The organism is Mesorhizobium sp. (genome assembly GCF_004963255.1).
In the GTDB taxonomy this organism is placed as follows: Bacteria; Pseudomonadota; Alphaproteobacteria; order Rhizobiales; family Rhizobiaceae; genus Mesorhizobium.
This window is the reverse complement of the sequence record NZ_SUGA01000052.1, coordinates 1-15610: the sequence shown is the minus strand read 5'-3', so window position 1 is coordinate 15610 and position 15610 is coordinate 1. Positions and strand designations below refer to the sequence as shown.

The window sequence follows — 15610 nt, the reverse complement described above, 5'->3', positions numbered from 1 at the left end:
TCTCTTCTCCCCCACGGGGAGAAGGTGGCCGCGAAGCGGCCGGATGAGGGGGAGCGCCGCCGAAAGGCCAATAACTAGCGACAGCCCGCCCCTGCCGTCTCGTAGGCCGTCCGGCGGGCCGTCAGCCGGAACGGCATGTCGCCGAGCTCGCGCTCCGACATAGTGTCGAGCACCGGATGCGACAGTGGATCCAAGATCCAGCGGGCGATCTCGCCGTCGTCATGCGACCTCGCCTCGGCCGCGGCAAACCCCTTCAGCAAGGATAAAATCTTCATCGGACTACTCCTGGCTCAAGGCTATTCCTGTTAAATTCTGCGCTTTCCCCGTCGGGATTCAATTGAGATTTCGGCCCATCCACTTTAGAAAAACTGAATGGCTATGCTGAACCGCGTCCATCTCAACGGCCTGCGCGCCGTGGAAACCGTCGCCCGGCTGGGATCGCTGGCGGCAGCGGCGGCGGAGCTGAACGTCTCGGTCAGCGCTGTCAGCCAGCAGGTCAAGCGCACGGAAAAGCAGCTGGGACAGGCGCTGTTCGAACGCACGCCCGGCGGGCTGGTGCCGACCGAATTCGGCGCCGCCTTCACGGCGCGGCTGAGCGCCGGCTTCCGCGAACTCGCGCAAGCGGTGGCGCTGGCCGACGAGGCCAATGACTGCACGCTGGTCGTCTCGGTGGCGCCGGCCTTCGCCTCGAAATGGCTGTTGCCGCGGCTGTCGCGGCATTTCGCGCGGCACCCCAATGTGCTTTTGCGCATCGACGCCTCGGCCAGGGTCGCCGATCTCGACCGCTCCGACATCGATATCGCCATCCGGCTCGGCGACGGCAAATGGCCAGGCGACCGCGCCGAGCTTCTGCTTGCGCAGGAAGTGTTTCCGGTCTGCGCGCCCTCGATCGCGGCCAGGCTGCACTCGATCGGCGATCTGGCGCAGACCTGCGCCATCACCGACGAGCGGGCGATGTTCAGCTGGGACAGCTGGTTCGAGGCAGCCGGCGTCGAGCCGGTCACCTTCCAGAAGGGCGCGCGCTTCACCGATCCGATGCTCTGCCTGGAATCGGCGATCGCCGGCCACGGCGTGATGCTCGCATGGCAGTTGCTGACCGCCGACGCGCTGGCCGACGGGCGGCTGGTCGCGCCCTTCGGGATCAGGGCCGAGAGCGGGCTGGGCTACTGGCTGGTGACCTCGGCCACCAAGAGCGAAAGCCGCAAGGTGCGCGACTTCAAGGCCTGGATCCGCGAGGAGATCGAGGCGACCATGGCGCAGTTCCGGGCGCTGGACAGCGCCGCCTAAAAGCTGCGCATTTTGAGACAACGCGGTCCGCCATGCTTGAGAGCAGGCCCAGTCGATCGCGGTGGAAAGGTCAATCGCAGCGGTCTATGTAAGGATAGAACCCCAACACAATGGCAGGCAGGATCATGACCACACATTCGCGCGGCGTTTCGGCAAGCATCGACCCGGTGAAGCTCGACAGGCTGGCGGAAGTCGCCATCAAGGTCGGGTTGCAGCTGCAGCCCGGTCAGGATCTGGTGCTGACTTCGTCGATCGCGGCGCTGCCGCTGACGCGACGCATCGTCGAGCACGCCTACAAGGCCGGCGCCGGACTGGTGACGCCGATCTTCAACGATGACGAGATCACGCTGGCGCGCTTCCGCTACGGCGCCGATGCCGGCTTCGACCGCGCCGCCGGCTGGCTCTATGAAGGCATGGCGAAAGCCTTCTCCAACAATGCCGCACGGCTCGCGGTGCGCGGCGAGGACCCGTCGCTGCTTTCTTCGCAGGATCCGGCCAAGGTGGCGCGCGCCAACAAGGCGAACTCGATGGCCTACCAGCCGGCGCTGGAGAAGATTACCGGCTTCGACATCAATTGGAACATCGTCGCCTATCCCGATCTCGCATGGGCCAAGCAGGTTTTTCCGGGCGAGCCGGACGACGTCGCGGTGGTGAAGCTCGCCGACGCCATCTTCTCTGCCTCGCGCGTCGACGTCGAGGATCCGATCGGCAACTGGAAGGCTCACAACGCCGCCTTGGCCGAGCGCACGAAATGGCTGAACGAGCATAATTTCCATTCCCTGCATTTCACCGGGCCGGGCACGGATCTCACCGTCGGACTGGCGGAGGGCCATGAATGGATGGGCGGCGCCTCGACGGCGAAGAACGGCATCACCTGCAATCCGAACATCCCGACCGAGGAGGTCTTCACCACGCCGCATGCGAGGCGCGTCGAGGGCCATGTCTGCTCGACCAAGCCGCTCTCCTACCAGGGCACGCTGATCGACGAGATCTCGGTGCGCTTCGAGGGTGGGCGGATCGTCGAGGCCAAGGCCTCGAAGGGCGAGGACGTGCTGAAGAAGGTGCTCGACACCGACGAGGGCGCGCGGCGTCTCGGCGAAGTGGCGCTGGTCCCGCATTCCTCGCCGATCTCGAAAAGCGGGCTGTTGTTCTTCAACACGCTGTTCGACGAGAACGCCGCCTGCCACATCGCGCTCGGCCAGTGCTATTCGAAATGCTTCGTCAACGGCGCCTCGCTCAGCCAGGACGAGATCGCGGAGCGCGGCGGCAACAAAAGCTTCATCCACATCGACTGGATGATCGGCTCCGACAAGATCGACATCGACGGCGTCGCCAAGGACGGCAGCTGCGTGCCGGTGATGCGCAAGGGCGAGTGGGCGTAAGCTGCTCGCCGGCGGAGGTGTGATGGCCTTCGACATTGCGGTGAAGCGCGTCTATGAGCCGCCGGCGAAAGCCGACGGCCAGCGCGTGCTGGTCGACCGCATCTGGCCGCGCGGCGTCGCCAAGAAGGAGGCCGCGCTGACGCTCTGGCTGAAGGAGATCGCGCCGAGCGACGCGTTGCGCAAATGGTTCGGGCACGAGCCGGAGCGCTGGGCGGAGTTCCAGAAGCGGTATCGGGCGGAGCTGGACGCAAATGGCGAGGCGGTGGCTCAGCTGCGTGGCCTGTTGCGCGAAGGCAAGGTGACGCTGCTCTACGGCGCGCATGACGAGGCGCACAATAATGCGGTGGCGCTGGCGGGGTACTTGAGAGCCCAAGCATAGTTGTTGAGACGTCGAAGGAACGCGGCCTAAGTGGTCGAGCCTATTTTCCGCCGACAGCCTCAGCATAAATCTCCGCCTTGAACCCCACCAAAACCCGCTCCCCCACCTCCAGCACCGGCCGCTTGATCATCGTCGGCTTGGCGAGCATCAGCTTCTTCGCCTTCTTCTCGTCCAGCCCTTCCTTGTCCTTCTCCGGTAGCTCGCGAAAGGTCGTGCTGCCCTTGTTGAGCAGCTTTTCCCAGCCGACCTTGCCGACCCAGCCGTCCAGTTTCCCAGCCTCGATCCCCTCGGCCCGGTAGTCGTGGAAGCTATAGGGCACGCCGTGGCTTTCCAGCCAGACGCGCGCCTTCCTGATCGTGTCGCAGGTGGTGATGCCATACATGGTGATCGTCAAGGCGGGCCTCTGTCGGGTGGTGTTTCGAATCCGGCGGAAGCCTAGGCCGGCCCTGCAAGCTTTGCCAGCGTCTCGCGGTGGCCCGCATTTTGATGGTTTCGGCCACTGGGACAAATCGGCCGATCAACTTGCGCAGACGGTTTGAAGCTTGCCTGGGCAGCGGCCGGAGCCCGGCCGCTGCGTGCAATATCCGGCCTCAATAGTAGAAGCGCTCTTCGCTGATCTTGCCGTTCTTGACCGTGTAGAGGCCGACCTCATCCATCTTGACGCGTTCGCCGGTCGATTTGGGCGTCACGTCGAAGCTGAAGCGCAAGGCGAACTGGTCGCCATTGACATAGGGACCCTCGACCGAACCGCCGTGAACCTCGTGATTGGCTTCCCACCATTCACTCTTCTGCTTGACGGCTTCCTTGCCGTTGCAGACGGCCATCGGCCCTTCCATGGCTTCGTAGCTGACGATGTCGTCGGCATTGTATTTCGCGGCGGCGCTGTGGCTGTCGCCCTTCTTGAGGAGCTCGGTGAAATCCTTGGCAATGTCCGCAGTGGTCATGATTTCCTCCCGGGGTTGGACCAGACATCAAAGTAGGAACCGATCGTTCGCGTGCCAGCGGTGCGTCGCTCCGCAGGTGACAAATCGTGTCAGGATCGTGGTGGCGCCCTGTTGGCTACGGTAAGAATGATTTGAGATGCTTACATGACAGCATGGGCATCATCCTGGCTGTTCAATTGCCAGCGTCTGATTATCTGGTGCCGATCCTGCCGCAGGAAGCTGTGTATCAGTACGAACTCTTGCACGGTCCAACCAATCGGCTCGATTGGCCGCTCGTCAACTCTCGGAACACGCGCTTTGTCACGCAGCAACGTGACATGCGGCTCGATCGACTTTCCGACAAGCGGCTTGAATGAGCTGTCGGACAGCACAGCGGCGAGCGCTTGCCAAAAGGCTTGCAATGCCGGAACACCGTCACTGCGGCGCAGAACGAGAGCGCCACCGCCAAAGGGCGATAGACGGTCGAACGAGACATCGAACGCTCGAGCCTGGACAAGGGAGCCTGCCGAACAGGCGGCGTCGACCAGAGGTTTCGGCAATCCATCATGATCACCAAGCATGACGAGCGAAATATGCAAATGCCCGGCTCGAATGAGCTTTCCGCCTAGCCCTAGCTCCCGCTGCCAGGCCAAGGCGCGGGACGCCAACATATGAGCAATCGTCCCTTCGACAAGAATGGCAAAGAACAGTCTGTCGGTCGGATCCTGACTGGAGTGATCCCAGCGGAAAAAAGCCTGGCCGTTCCTGCCGATCCCGAACCACGGTTGTTCGTTCATGGCTGATCCCTTTTGGATATCGTCCAAAGGACCAAACTAGAACAAACTAGGAACAAACTACAAGGGAGAATAACACCCGCGCTCGATCGCCAGCCGTCGCACCAGAGCCAGCACGCTGTCGATGGTCGGCGTCGGCTGGCCGGTCAGGCGGCCGAGTTCCTGCACGGCCGTGACCAGCGCGTCGATCTCCATCGGGCGGCCTCGCTCGAGATCCTGCAGCATCGAGGTCTTGTGCTCGCCGACATCGCCGGCGCCCTTGATGCGACGGTCGACGGAAATGGGAAAGCGCACGCCGAGGCGCTCGCCGATCGCTTGCGCCTCCAGCATCATGGCGCGGGCGACGGCGCGCGTGCCTTCGTCGGCGACGATCGCCGCCAGCGTGCTGCCGGTCAGCGCCGAGATCGGGTTGAAGGAGAGATTGCCCCAGAGCTTCACCCAGATCTCCGAGCGAATGTCCTCGCGCACCGGGGCCTGCAGCCCGGCCTTGACCATTTCGCGCGCCAAGGCGGTGGCCCGCTCGCTCTTCTCGCCCGACGGCTCGCCCAGCGAGAAGCGCGTGCCCTCGACATGGCGGATAAGGCCGGGCGCATCGACCTCGACGGCCGGATAGACAACGGAGCCGATGACGCGCTCCGGCCCGATGCGCTGCCAGATCGCACCGCCTGGGTCGACAGCGTCGAGCCGCATGCCTTCGAGCGCGCCGCTTGCCTTGTGGAAATACCACCAGGGCACGCCGTTCTGCATGGTGACGACGGCGGTGCCCTCGCCCAGCAACGGTGCTATCTGGTCAAGGGCCGGCCCCAGCGAATGCGCCTTCAGCGCCAGCACGACATAGTCCTGCACGCCGAGGTCTTGCGCGCGAGAGGCAGCCCTCACCCGCGCCACCGTTTCCTTGCCGTCCTCGATCAGGCGAAGGCCATCGGCCTTGATCGCCTCCAGATGCGCGCCACGCGCCACGATCGACAGATCGACCGAGCCTGCGATTGCCAGCTTGGCGCCCAGATAGCCGCCGATGGCGCCGGCGCCGAAGACAGTGATGCGCATCAGCCGAGCCCGAGCTTTGCCGCGAGACCGATGCGCTGCAATTTGCCTGTGGCGCCCTTCGGAATTTCGTCGAGGATCACCACCTTGCGCGGCACCTTGAAGTCGGCGAGCCGGGTGGCGGCAAAGCCGCGGATGTCGGCCTCGCTGGCGCTCAGGCCTTCGCGCAGCACGATCGCCGACGCCACCTCTTCACCCAGCTTGTCATGCGGCATGGCGAAGGTGACCACCTGCGCCACCGCGGGATGATCCATCAGCACCTCGTCGACCTCGAGCGGCGAGATCTTTTCGCCGCCGCGATTGATGATCTCCTTCAGCCGGCCGGTGACGCGCAGGTAATTGTCCTCGTCGAGCACGCCCTGATCGCCGGTGTGGAACCAGCCATGGGCAAAGGCGCTGGCATTGGCATCCGGGTTCTTCTCGTAGCCTGCGGTGACGTTGGGGCCGCGAATGACGATCTCGCCGATCTCGCCGGCCTTGAGCAATCGCCCGTCGGGCGCCATGACAGCGACTTCCGGTCCGGCCGACGCGCCGACGCTGCCGGGCTTGCGCAGTCCGGGCGGCAAGCGGTTGGACGCCATCTGATGCGTGGCCTCGGTCATGCCATAGGATTCGATCACCGGGCAGCCGAAGGTCGCCTCCAGCTCGGACATGACCTGCGCCGGAAGCGAAGCTGAAGAAGAGCGGATGAAGCGCAGCTTCGCCTCGGCAAGCTGCTCCGGATTGCGGGCCGCGCGCGGCAGGATCGCCTGGTGCATGGTCGGCACGGCGGTGTACCAGCTGGGCTTGGCCTCGGAGAGCCACTGGAAGAAACGCAGCGCGTTGAAACCCGGCGTGCAGAAGACGCTGCCGCCGGCGGCGAGTGAGGACAGCACCGCCGCGATCAAGCCATGGATGTGAAACAGCGGCATGATGTTGAGGCAGCGGTCGGCCGGCGACAGGCCGAGCGTGGCTCCGATATGCGCGGCCGACGCCGCAAGGTTGGCGTGGCTGAGCGGCACGAGCTTCGGGCGCGAGGTGGTGCCGGAGGTGTGGAGCAGAAGCGCAACGTCGCCGTCCTCGGCCGATCCGGAGGAAACCGGCGATCCGACCTGGTCGCCCTCGATCGTGAAAACACCAGCCGGCGCGCCTTCCGGTACCACAAGCCGCAGCACCGGGATGCCGAGGCGTCTGGCAACCTCGACCGAAGGGCCCTGTTCGTCCTTGCCGACAAGGATCGCTTTGACGCCGATATCGGTCAGATAGAAGTCGAGCTCGTCGGCGCGGTAGGCCGGATTGAGCGGCGCGGTAGACGCGGCCGCCGCCACGGCGATGAAGGCCGTGGCCATTTCCGGGCCGTTGGGCAGCACGATGGCGACGCGGTCGCCACGGCCGATGCCGAGCGCGTTGAGCCGCGCCACGGTATCGCGGATCAGGTTGCGCAGCCCGCCATGGGAAAGAGCGGCGCGGTCGGGCGCCAGGATCGCCGGCGCATCTTCGGCGCCGGCGGCAAGGCGATAAGCAAGATCGATTTCTTCTGTTCCGGTCATGGTTCTCGACTATGTTGCGAACGATCGGCTCGTGTCCAGCAAACGACGGCTCAATATCCGAGCGCCAAGCCGTCCTTGCGCGGATCGGACGCGCCGGTCAGCGTGCCCTTTTCCCAATCGATGAGCACCGCCTGTCCGCCGCCCAGCGGGTGATTGGGCTCCACAACACGATGACCACGCCGGCGCAGGCCTTCGACGGCATCGGGACGCACGCTTCGCTCGGCCTCGACGACGTCATGGTTATAGAAGACGCGCGACGCGTCGATCGCCCGCTGCGGGTCCATGCCGAAGTCAATCATGTTGGTCAAAAGATGCACATGGCCGAAGGGCTGATAGCCTCCGCCCATCACGCCGAAAGGCATCACCGCGCGGCCATCCTTCGTCATCATGCCCGGCATGATCGTGTGCATCGGCCGCTTGCCTGGCGCGATCGCGTTCGGGTGCTTCGGATCGAGGCGGAAGCTGGAACCACGGTTCTGCAGCACGACGCCGGTCTTCGGGCCGACGACACCGCTGCCGAAGGAATAATAGGTCGAGTTGATGAAGCTCACCGCATTGCGGTCGCGATCGACGACAGAGATATAGACAGTGTCGCTGCCCGGCAGATCGAGACGCGGCAGATGCGTCATGGCGCGCTCGGGATCGATCGCCGCGCGCAAACTGTCGGCATAGGCGCTGGAAAGCAGCGCCTGGACCGGCACATCGACATGATCCTGGTCGGCGAAGAACGCATCGCGATCCTGGTAAGCCAAGCGCCCCGCCTCAACCTCCAGATGCAGGCGCTCGGCGCCCTCGGGATCGAGCTTGCCGAGGTCGAAGCCCGACAGCACGTTGAGCATCAGAAGCGCTGTCAGGCCCTGATTGTTGGGCGGCATCTGGTGGATATCGTGACCGCGATAGGAGGTGCTGACCGGGGTCCGGTAATCGCCCTTGGTCGCGGCGAAGTCTTCCATCGTATGCAGGCCGCCGAGCGCGCGAAGCCGTCCGACCAGATCGTCCGCGACCTCGCCTTCGTAGAAACCGGCGCGGCCCTTCCTGGCGATGATGCGCAAGGTCTCCGCCAGCTCCGGTTGGCGATGGATGTCACCCGCCTTCGGGGGCTTGCCGCCGGGCAGGAAGATGCGCGTCGCTGCCTCGTCGGCCGACAGGTCGGTCTCGGGGTCGTGCCAGTCGAAGGCGACGCGGTCATGCACGACATAGCCTTCTTCGGCGTAACGGATGGCCGGAGCGAGCGCGTCGGCCAAGCCCTTGCGGCCATGATCTTCCAGCAGCCGGCACCAGGCGTCGACGGCGCCGGGAACGGTGACCGCGTGCGGGCCATGCAGCGGCAGCTCGCTGAATCCCTTGTCCCGGTACCAGTCGACGGTCGCGGCGGCGGGTGCGCGGCCAGAGCCGTTGAAGGCGATCACCTCGCCCTGCCCCTTCGGGCAATAAAGCACAAAGCAGTCGCCGCCGATGCCCGTCGATTGCGGCTCGACCACCGCCTGCACCGCTGCCGCGCAGACCGCGGCATCCATGGCGTTGCCGCCGGCGCGCAGCATGTCGATGGCGGCAAGGGTGGAAAGCGGATGCGAGGTCGCGGCCATCGCCTCGGTGGCGCGGACCGGCGAGCGGCCGGGAAACTGGAAATCACGCATGCTGGTTCTGGTATCCTATATCAGCGTCCGCGGCCGAAAAGCTGGGCGGCGGACAACAAGACGATCGATAGCACGATCAGGCAAGTCGAAATGGCGGCAATCGTCGGATCGATCTGGTCGCGCAGCGCATTGAACATGCGCCGCGTCAGCGTCGTGGTCTCGCCGCCCGAGATGAACAGCGACACCACCACCTCGTCGAAGGAGGTGATGAAGGCAAACAGCGTGCCCGAGACGATCGAGAACCTGATTTGCGGCATCGTCACCTGGAAGAAGGCTGAGAAGCGGCCGGCGCCGAGGCTGCGCGCGACCATCTCCTGGTTCATGTCATAGGAGCGCAGCCCCGACAGCACGGTCAGCACGACCAACGGCAGCGCCTGCACCGTGTGCGCGATGACGAGGCCGGTCAGCGTGTTGTTGAGGCCGATGCGGGCATAGAGGAAGAACGTGCCGATGCCGATCAGGATGACCGGGATGATCAGCGATGCGGTGAGCAGCGCGTTGATCAAGCCGGTCAGCCTGAGCGTGCGGGCGTTGATGGCATAGGCGGCGGCGGTGCCGAGCAGCGTCGCGACGATCGCCGTCATCACCGCCACCTTGACCGAGACAACGGTGGCGTCGCGCCATTCGAGGGAACCGAAATAGCTTTCGTACCAGCGCAGCGACCATTCCTGCGGCGGGAACTCCAAGAGCGAGGAGCCGGAGAAGGACATGATGACGATGATCACCGACGGGGCGATCAGGAACAGCATGACGAGGCCGCCGAGCGCGTAGAGCCAGAGGCGTTGCCGATGCGAGATCGGCAGGGCGTTTTCCATGCTCATCGCCGGCTCCAGACTCCGGTGGCGCGGGTGCCGAGCAGCCAGTGGAAGAGGCCGAGCAGCGCCAGCGTGACGGCGAGCAGCACGACGCCAAGTGCCGCGCCCGCGCCCCAGTTGGAATAGAGGCTGGTGGTCTGCTCCATGCGCATCGCCCACATGATGACCTTGCCGCCGCCCATAAGCGCCGGCGTGACGAAGAAGCCGAGGCAGAGAACGAAGACGATGACCAAGCCCGAAGCGAGACCCGGCAGCGACAGCGGAAAGAAGATCTGCCGGAAGGTGGCGGCGGGGCTCGCGCCGAGATTCATGCCGGCGCGCAGGCAGTCGACGTCGATCGTCTTCATCGAGGCGTAGAGGGGCAGCACCAGGAAGGGCAGCATGATGTGGGTCATGCCGATGACGACGCCGGCGAAATTATTGGCGAGCGGCAGCGGCTGGGAGATGACGCCGAGGTCCATCAGCCATGTGTTCACCAGCCCCTTGCGCTGCAGGATCACAAGCCAGGCATAGGTGCGCACCAGCACCGAGGTCCAGAACGGCAGGATGACGAAGATCAGGCAGATGGAGGCCGCGCGGCGCGGCAGCTGCGACAGCATATAGGCCAAGGGGTAGCCGAGCAGCACGCAGGCGCCGGTGACGGTGAAGGCCACCTTGAAGGTGGTGACGAAGGTCTTGATGTAGGACGCCTGCTCGAAGAAGCGTGCGTAATTGGCGGCGCTGAGCTGACCGCCCTCGTCGAACAGCGAAAGCCAGAACAGCCAGCCGATCGGCACGATGATGACGGCGAATACCAGGAAGAGCCCGAGCGACAGAAGCGCGAGCATGCCGCGCGCTTCCCGTCGCGCATCTGCGTCGAGCGCTTCGGCATTGAACGCGCGATCGGGCTTGCCGGCGTGGTCGAGGCTGGCGGACACGATGCTCATTGATCCGCCACCAGCACGATGTCCTGGGCATCGATGCCGAGCATGATCGGCTCGCCCGGCGCCGGGAGTTTCGCCAGCACGTCGGAACGACAATAGTCGCGCAAAGTAACCTGGCGGCCGTCCTTCAGCGTCGCGTAGCAGACGAAGCTGTCGCCCTGGTAGATGACGTCGCCGACGGTCGCCGGCAGCACGTTGACGCCGGTCTCGCCGACGTCGGCGACCAGGCGCAGCTTTTCCGGCCGCACCACCATCAGATGCCGGCCAGTGGATGGCGCCGCATCGTTCATCCGCAACTTCCTGTCCTCGTACCAGACACTGCCATTGCGGCTCTCGACGGGAATGAAGCTGGACTCGCCGATGAAGCCGGCGACGAACTTCGTCCGCGGCTTGGCGTAAAGAACTTCCGGCTGGTCGATCTGTTCGATGCGCCCCGCATTCATGACGGCGATGCGGTCCGACATGGTGATCGCCTCGCGCTGGTCGTGCGTGACGTAGACCGTGGTCATGCCGAGCCTTCGATGCAGGTTGCGCAGCTCGATCTGCATGCGCTCGCGCAGGCTTTTGTCGAGCGCCGACAGCGGCTCGTCCATCAAGACGATGCGCGGCTCGAAGACGATGGCGCGGGCCAAGGCCACACGCTGGCGCTGGCCGCCGGAGAGCTGGTCGACACGCCGCTCGCCGAGGCCTTTCAGCTGCACCAGGTCCAATGCCCGCTCGACGCGTTCAGCCGTTTCTGCCGCCGATACGCGCCGCTGCTTCAGCGGAAAGGCGATGTTGTGGAAGACGTTCATATGCGGGAACAGCGCATAGTTCTGGAACACCATGCCGATGTTGCGCCTGTGCGGCGGCATGGTGATGATCTCCTCGCCGCCAACCTTGATCGAGCCGGCATTGGCCCGCACGAAGCCGGCCAGGATCATCAAGAGCGTCGTTTTTCCGGAGCCGGACGGTCCGAGCAGCGTCAGGAATTCGCCGGCCGCGACATCGAGGCTGAGGTCGCTGAGGATGGAGACAGCACCGAAGCGCTTCTCGATACCGCTTATGCCGATTGGCAGCGCGGATTGCGCGAGAGACAAGAGCATCTCCTTCAACTCCGGATCATTTTGCGAAACGATGCGGAGCGGCGCCGCGAGGACGCCGCTCCGGTACGATCGTCATTGCTGGATCAGGTTGTTGAATTTCTCCGTCGCCTCGACGAGGGTGTCGCGCCAGAAGGCCGGGTCCTGCAGCACCTGCTTCTTGACATTCTCGGGCGAGGAATTGATGTCCTTGATGCGGTCCTGCGGGATCTTGCCGGTCTCGAAGGCCTTCTCGTTGGCCGGGCCGTTGTCGACATAGAGCGGCAGGTTGGCCTGGAGGTCGGGGCTGACGAATTTGGCCAGCGCCTTCATGGCGAGATCCTTGTTCTTCGAGCCCTTCGGGATGACCATGCAGTCGGCGGTGAGAACGCCCTGATCGAAGGAGAAGCTGACCGGGGCACCACTCTTCTTCAGCGTGCCGGCGCGACCGTTCCAGATGCTCGCCATGTCGACCTCACCGTCCTTGACGAGCTGCATGGCCTGCGCGCCGGAGGTCCACCAGGCATCGATGTGGCCCTTGATCTTGTCGACGGATTGCAGCGCGCCGTCGATATCGACAGGATAGACCTTGTCGATCGGAATGCCCTTGGCCAAGGCGGCGACGCTCAGCGTTTCCGTCGCCTGGCTGCCGGAGAGCGCGCGGCGTCCGGGGAATTTTTGCACATCCCAGAAATCAGCCCAGGTCTTCGGGCCCTTGTCGCCGAAAACATCGGTCCGGTAGATCAGTACCACCGAGGTGTAGGAAATGCCGACCCAGTCGTCATGCACGAGCTTCGGGTTGATGCCGGTCTTGTCGATGACGTTGTAGTCGAGCTTCTCGAACAGGCCTTCCTTGGAGCCCCGCGCGCATTCGTCGGCGCCGAGCTCGGTGATGTCCCATTTGACGGCGTTGCCGGTGACCTGCAGCCGCACGTCATCGAGGCCGTTGGTCGTGTCCTGCTTGATGGTGATGCCGAGTTCCTTGGCCGTCGGATCGAAGAAGGCCTTGGTCTGCGCTTCCTGATAGGTGCCGCCCCATGAGGCGACGGTGATGGTGTCGGCGGCCGACGCCGGAACGGCGACGGAAGCCAGCAGGCCGGCGATCGCCAGGCCGTGAATACAAAGTCTCTTCGTCATTTTCGCTTCTCCAACCGGTGTTCCCGTTATCGTTGATTTGGTATGCGAATTTGTATACAATTTTGAGTGTAATTCGCCAGAAGCCGATGTCAACATGGCGCTTCGGGTTTTTTGGCGGTTGATAAACAGGACAGTCCGGAGCGAGCCGCGCGTCGCGACAGGGTCTGTTCAAGCAGGCACTAAAAGGCACTAGACTGCGATTCCATGACTGACCGTTGGAGGCGGGACGTTTGAGCAAGGAGAGAAAGAACACGTTGCGCGACTCGGTGTTCGAGAAGCTGAAGGCGTTGATCATCACCGGCCAGATCCCGCCGGGCGGTCGCGTTACGGAAAACGAGATCGCCGAACGCCTGAAGGTCAGCCGCACGCCTGTGCGCGAGGCCTTCAATCGGCTCGAACGGGACGGCCTGGTGATCGGCCGGCCTCGCCAGGGCTATGTCGTGGCCGAGTTCAACATCACCATGTTTCGCGAGGCCTTCGAAATCCGCGAAATGCTTGACGGGCGCGCGACCGAGCTGGCGGCAGCCAACGCGACCGCAGCTGACAAGGCGAGACTGCATGAGATGCTCGCCGAGTGCGAGCGGCTGGCGGCGATCCCGGACCGCAGCACGCGAGAAAAATTCGAGGAGCTTCAGGTCGGCATCGACCTGCACCGGGTGATCGCCGAAATCGGCGGCAACGAGATGCTTTACGGCATGCTCTGCGGCATCCTCGACAAATGCCAGCAATATGTTTGGGCGGAACTTCTTTGGCTGGGCGAATGGAAGCTCACCCGCGAGGAGCACGCCGGCATCGTCGACGCAATCTGCGCCGGCGATGTCGCTCTGGCCGGCGAGCGCGCCCGCGCACATGTGCGCGCCTCACGCGAGAACATCCTGCGGCTGCTGCAGGCCAAGTCCGACTATCAGGGGTTCTTCGCCAAGGCATCGTGAGCCTTGGACCCGCATCAGCTGGAAAGCATGGGGCAGTTGGCGCCGCGCCGCAGGCTGACATGCGCCATGTCGCCGACGCTGAATTGCGAACCGTCGGCGCGGCGCGGGGCATCGATGACGATCGCAGTCCCCTGCCCGAGTTCGGCATGCAGACGCAGCGTGCGGCCATGGAAGACAACGCCGCTGACCCGCGCCGGCGCGCTTCCTTCTGCGGCCTCGCTGGCGACCAGAAGATCTTCCGGGCGCACGCCGATGGTGCGAGTGTCGCCGACGGCCGGCGTCTCGCCGCTGTCCGAGGTCGCCTCCAGCGGCAGGTCGCCGGCGGCGAAGCGCAGGCGCTCGCCGTCGCGGCCCAGGAAGCGCGACTGCAACAAGTTCATCGTGCCGATGAAGGAGGCGACGAAGCGCGTCGCGGGCCGGTCGTAGAGCATGGCCGGCGGCGCGATCTGCTCGATGCGGCCCTTGTTCATGACGACGATGCGGTCGGAGATCGACAGCGCCTCGGTCTGGTCGTGCGTGACCATGACGAAAGTGGTGCCGAGCCGGGACTGCAGCCGCTTCAATTCGACCTGCATCTGCTCGCGCAGATGCGCGTCGAGCGCCGACAGCGGTTCGTCGAGCAACAGCACGCGCGGCTCGCAGACGATGGCGCGAGCAAGCGCGACGCGCTGGCGCTGGCCGCCGGAGAGTTCCGAGACGCGGGCGCGCAGCTTGTCGGCGAGGCCAACCATGTCGAGTGCGTCGCGAACGCGTTTGGCCTGCTCGGTGCCGGACATTTTGCGCAGCGACAGTCCGAAGCCGACATTGGCAGCGACATCCATATGCGGGAACAGCGCGTAGTCCTGGAAAACGGTGTTCACCGGACGGTCGAACGGCCTGAGCCCCGTAATGTCGCGGCCTTCGAGCAGGACATTGCCGCTCGAGGGGCTCTCGAAGCCGGCGATGACGCGCAAGCTCGTCGTCTTGCCGCAGCCGGAAGGGCCAAGGAGGGTCAGGAACTCGCCGGGAGCAATGTCGAGATCGACGGTATCAAGGCCAACAATGCCACCTGGGAAGACTTTCGAGACTTTTTGCAGTCTTACGAGCGCGTCAGGCGCCATCGCGCACCTCGGACGGTTTGGTCGTGTTGACCCAGAGGATCTGGCAGCGCTCGGCGCCAGGGTTGCGGAAGGCATGCAGCAGCGTGCTCTTGAAGGCAAAGCTGTCACCGGCCTTCAGCACATAGGTCGTGGCGTCGACCACCAGCTCGACCTCGCCCGCCATCACGAAGCCGAATTCGTGGCCGGCATGGGCGTAGGCTTCCGCCGTGCCGCCGCCGGCCTCGACCGTCACCAGCATGCCGGTGAGCGTGGCGGCGGGCGGCGACAGCAGCGCCTTGGCGATGCCTTCAGATTTCACCGGGATCTGCCGGCGCTTGTCGGCGCGCACGCAATAGAGGTCGTTCACCGCCTCATTGCCGTCGGTGATCAGCGCCGACGGTTCGATGTCGAGCGCGGCGGCCAGCGGCCAGATCACCTTGACGCGCAGCGAGGACATGCCGCGCTCGATCTGGCTCAGCGCGCCGATGGAGATGCCGGCCTTGGCGGCGAGGTCGGCGAGCGACAGGTTGCGCTCGAGGCGCAACGCCCGCACGCGCCGCCCGACGCGGATGTCGGCATCGTCCTTTGGTTTCGCTTCGTCAACAATGTCCATGCAATGGTCCTCGTGTCTTCCCTTCTCCCCTTGTGGGAGAAGGTGGATCGGCGCGTCAGCGCCGAGACGGATGAG

At 64.6% G+C, this 15610-nt stretch carries 17 protein-coding genes; 4 read left to right on the top strand and 13 right to left on the bottom strand.

Going from position 1 to position 15610, the window contains the following annotated elements; translation table 11 throughout:
• Positions 1-74: 74 nt before the first annotated feature.
• On the bottom strand, positions 75-275 hold the full coding sequence (locus tag E5X34_RS30500) for a hypothetical protein (protein ID WP_292572741.1): 201 nt from the start codon (positions 273-275) through the stop codon (positions 75-77).
• Between the two features lie 97 nt (positions 276-372).
• On the opposite strand from E5X34_RS30500, the gene E5X34_RS30495 reads away from it, so the two are divergent.
• The 3 genes from E5X34_RS30495 (at position 373) to E5X34_RS30485 (ending at position 3048) form a co-directional block, all read left to right on the top strand.
• The gene (locus E5X34_RS30495; RefSeq protein WP_292572738.1) at positions 373-1287 is read left to right on the top strand and encodes a LysR substrate-binding domain-containing protein; all 915 of its coding nucleotides are present in this window, start codon (positions 373-375) and stop codon (positions 1285-1287) included.
• Between the two features lie 125 nt (positions 1288-1412).
• Positions 1413-2669 carry an aminopeptidase gene (locus E5X34_RS30490; protein ID WP_292572736.1) on the top strand — a complete coding sequence of 419 codons (1257 nt, stop codon included), beginning with the start codon at positions 1413-1415 and terminating at the stop codon, positions 2667-2669.
• Between the two features lie 22 nt (positions 2670-2691).
• Positions 2692-3048: a DUF488 domain-containing protein gene (locus E5X34_RS30485; protein WP_292572733.1), complete on the top strand. Its 357-nt coding sequence runs from the start codon at positions 2692-2694 to the stop codon at positions 3046-3048.
• A gap of 40 nt (positions 3049-3088) precedes the next feature.
• On the opposite strand, the gene E5X34_RS30480 is transcribed toward E5X34_RS30485, so the two are convergent.
• The 10 genes from E5X34_RS30480 to E5X34_RS30435 all read right to left on the bottom strand — a co-directional run bounded on the left by E5X34_RS30480 (position 3089) and on the right by E5X34_RS30435 (position 12911).
• Entirely contained in the window at positions 3089-3442 is a 354-nt protein-coding gene (locus tag E5X34_RS30480; protein ID WP_292572731.1) for an ArsC family reductase, read from the bottom strand.
• 196 nt (positions 3443-3638) lie between these two features.
• Positions 3639-3992: a SnoaL-like domain-containing protein gene (locus E5X34_RS30475; RefSeq protein WP_292572728.1), complete on the bottom strand. Its 354-nt coding sequence runs from the start codon at positions 3990-3992 to the stop codon at positions 3639-3641.
• A gap of 140 nt (positions 3993-4132) precedes the next feature.
• Positions 4133-4768, bottom strand: a complete 636-nt coding sequence (locus tag E5X34_RS30470) for a 2'-5' RNA ligase family protein (protein ID WP_292572726.1) — start codon at positions 4766-4768, stop codon at positions 4133-4135.
• Between the two features lie 57 nt (positions 4769-4825).
• Positions 4826-5812, bottom strand: coding sequence for a 2-dehydropantoate 2-reductase (locus E5X34_RS30465; RefSeq protein ID WP_292572724.1), 987 nt, complete (start codon positions 5810-5812; stop codon positions 4826-4828).
• Positions 5812-7338 (bottom strand): acyl--CoA ligase, encoded by a 1527-nt coding sequence (locus E5X34_RS30460; RefSeq protein ID WP_292572721.1) that lies wholly within the window; start codon positions 7336-7338, stop codon positions 5812-5814. Before E5X34_RS30460 ends, E5X34_RS30465 begins: the two co-directional genes overlap by 1 nt.
• A gap of 50 nt (positions 7339-7388) precedes the next feature.
• The gene (gene ggt, locus E5X34_RS30455) at positions 7389-8975 is read right to left on the bottom strand and encodes a gamma-glutamyltransferase (RefSeq protein WP_292572718.1); all 1587 of its coding nucleotides are present in this window, start codon (positions 8973-8975) and stop codon (positions 7389-7391) included.
• A gap of 20 nt (positions 8976-8995) precedes the next feature.
• Positions 8996-9796: an ABC transporter permease gene (locus tag E5X34_RS30450; protein ID WP_292572715.1), complete on the bottom strand. Its 801-nt coding sequence runs from the start codon at positions 9794-9796 to the stop codon at positions 8996-8998.
• On the bottom strand, positions 9793-10716 hold the full coding sequence (locus E5X34_RS30445) for an ABC transporter permease (RefSeq protein ID WP_292572712.1): 924 nt from the start codon (positions 10714-10716) through the stop codon (positions 9793-9795). The genes E5X34_RS30450 and E5X34_RS30445 overlap by 4 nt, the downstream gene beginning before the upstream one ends.
• Entirely contained in the window at positions 10713-11792 is a 1080-nt protein-coding gene (locus E5X34_RS30440) for an ABC transporter ATP-binding protein (protein ID WP_292572709.1), read from the bottom strand. Before E5X34_RS30440 ends, E5X34_RS30445 begins: the two co-directional genes overlap by 4 nt.
• A gap of 78 nt (positions 11793-11870) precedes the next feature.
• Positions 11871-12911, bottom strand: coding sequence for an ABC transporter substrate-binding protein (locus E5X34_RS30435; protein WP_292572706.1), 1041 nt, complete (start codon positions 12909-12911; stop codon positions 11871-11873).
• Positions 12912-13141: 230 nt separating this feature from the next.
• Between E5X34_RS30435 and E5X34_RS30430 the strand changes: the two genes are divergently transcribed.
• Positions 13142-13843, top strand: a complete 702-nt coding sequence (locus tag E5X34_RS30430; protein ID WP_292572703.1) for a GntR family transcriptional regulator — start codon at positions 13142-13144, stop codon at positions 13841-13843.
• 14 nt (positions 13844-13857) lie between these two features.
• Here E5X34_RS30430 and E5X34_RS30425 read toward each other — a convergent pair whose 3' ends face one another.
• Both E5X34_RS30425 and E5X34_RS30420 read right to left on the bottom strand, forming a co-directional pair.
• A complete protein-coding gene (locus E5X34_RS30425; RefSeq protein WP_292572700.1) occupies positions 13858-14943 on the bottom strand; it encodes an ABC transporter ATP-binding protein in 1086 nt (361 codons plus the stop codon).
• Entirely contained in the window at positions 14933-15535 is a 603-nt protein-coding gene (locus E5X34_RS30420) for a cupin domain-containing protein (protein WP_292572697.1), read from the bottom strand. Before E5X34_RS30420 ends, E5X34_RS30425 begins: the two co-directional genes overlap by 11 nt.
• Positions 15536-15610: the final 75 nt, after the last annotated feature.

What these genes read in the sequence shown, in the direction of transcription:
- E5X34_RS30500 (WP_292572741.1), bottom strand. Translation starts at nt 275, where the DNA reads ATGAAGATTTTATCCTTGCTGAAGGGGTTTGCCGCGGCCGAGGCGAGG.
- E5X34_RS30495 (WP_292572738.1), top strand. Translation starts at nt 373, where the DNA reads ATGGCTATGCTGAACCGCGTCCATCTCAACGGCCTGCGCGCCGTGGAA.
- E5X34_RS30490 (WP_292572736.1), top strand. Translation starts at nt 1,413, where the DNA reads ATGACCACACATTCGCGCGGCGTTTCGGCAAGCATCGACCCGGTGAAG.
- E5X34_RS30485 (WP_292572733.1), top strand. Translation starts at nt 2,692, where the DNA reads ATGGCCTTCGACATTGCGGTGAAGCGCGTCTATGAGCCGCCGGCGAAA.
- E5X34_RS30475 (WP_292572728.1), bottom strand. Translation starts at nt 3,992, where the DNA reads ATGACCACTGCGGACATTGCCAAGGATTTCACCGAGCTCCTCAAGAAG.
- E5X34_RS30470 (WP_292572726.1), bottom strand. Translation starts at nt 4,768, where the DNA reads ATGAACGAACAACCGTGGTTCGGGATCGGCAGGAACGGCCAGGCTTTT.
- E5X34_RS30465 (WP_292572724.1), bottom strand. Translation starts at nt 5,812, where the DNA reads ATGCGCATCACTGTCTTCGGCGCCGGCGCCATCGGCGGCTATCTGGGC.
- E5X34_RS30460 (WP_292572721.1), bottom strand. Translation starts at nt 7,338, where the DNA reads ATGACCGGAACAGAAGAAATCGATCTTGCTTATCGCCTTGCCGCCGGC.
- ggt (WP_292572718.1), bottom strand. Translation starts at nt 8,975, where the DNA reads ATGCGTGATTTCCAGTTTCCCGGCCGCTCGCCGGTCCGCGCCACCGAG.
- E5X34_RS30450 (WP_292572715.1), bottom strand. Translation starts at nt 9,796, where the DNA reads ATGAGCATGGAAAACGCCCTGCCGATCTCGCATCGGCAACGCCTCTGG.
- E5X34_RS30445 (WP_292572712.1), bottom strand. Translation starts at nt 10,716, where the DNA reads ATGAGCATCGTGTCCGCCAGCCTCGACCACGCCGGCAAGCCCGATCGC.
- E5X34_RS30435 (WP_292572706.1), bottom strand. Translation starts at nt 12,911, where the DNA reads ATGACGAAGAGACTTTGTATTCACGGCCTGGCGATCGCCGGCCTGCTG.
- E5X34_RS30425 (WP_292572700.1), bottom strand. Translation starts at nt 14,943, where the DNA reads ATGGCGCCTGACGCGCTCGTAAGACTGCAAAAAGTCTCGAAAGTCTTC.
- E5X34_RS30420 (WP_292572697.1), bottom strand. Translation starts at nt 15,535, where the DNA reads ATGGACATTGTTGACGAAGCGAAACCAAAGGACGATGCCGACATCCGC.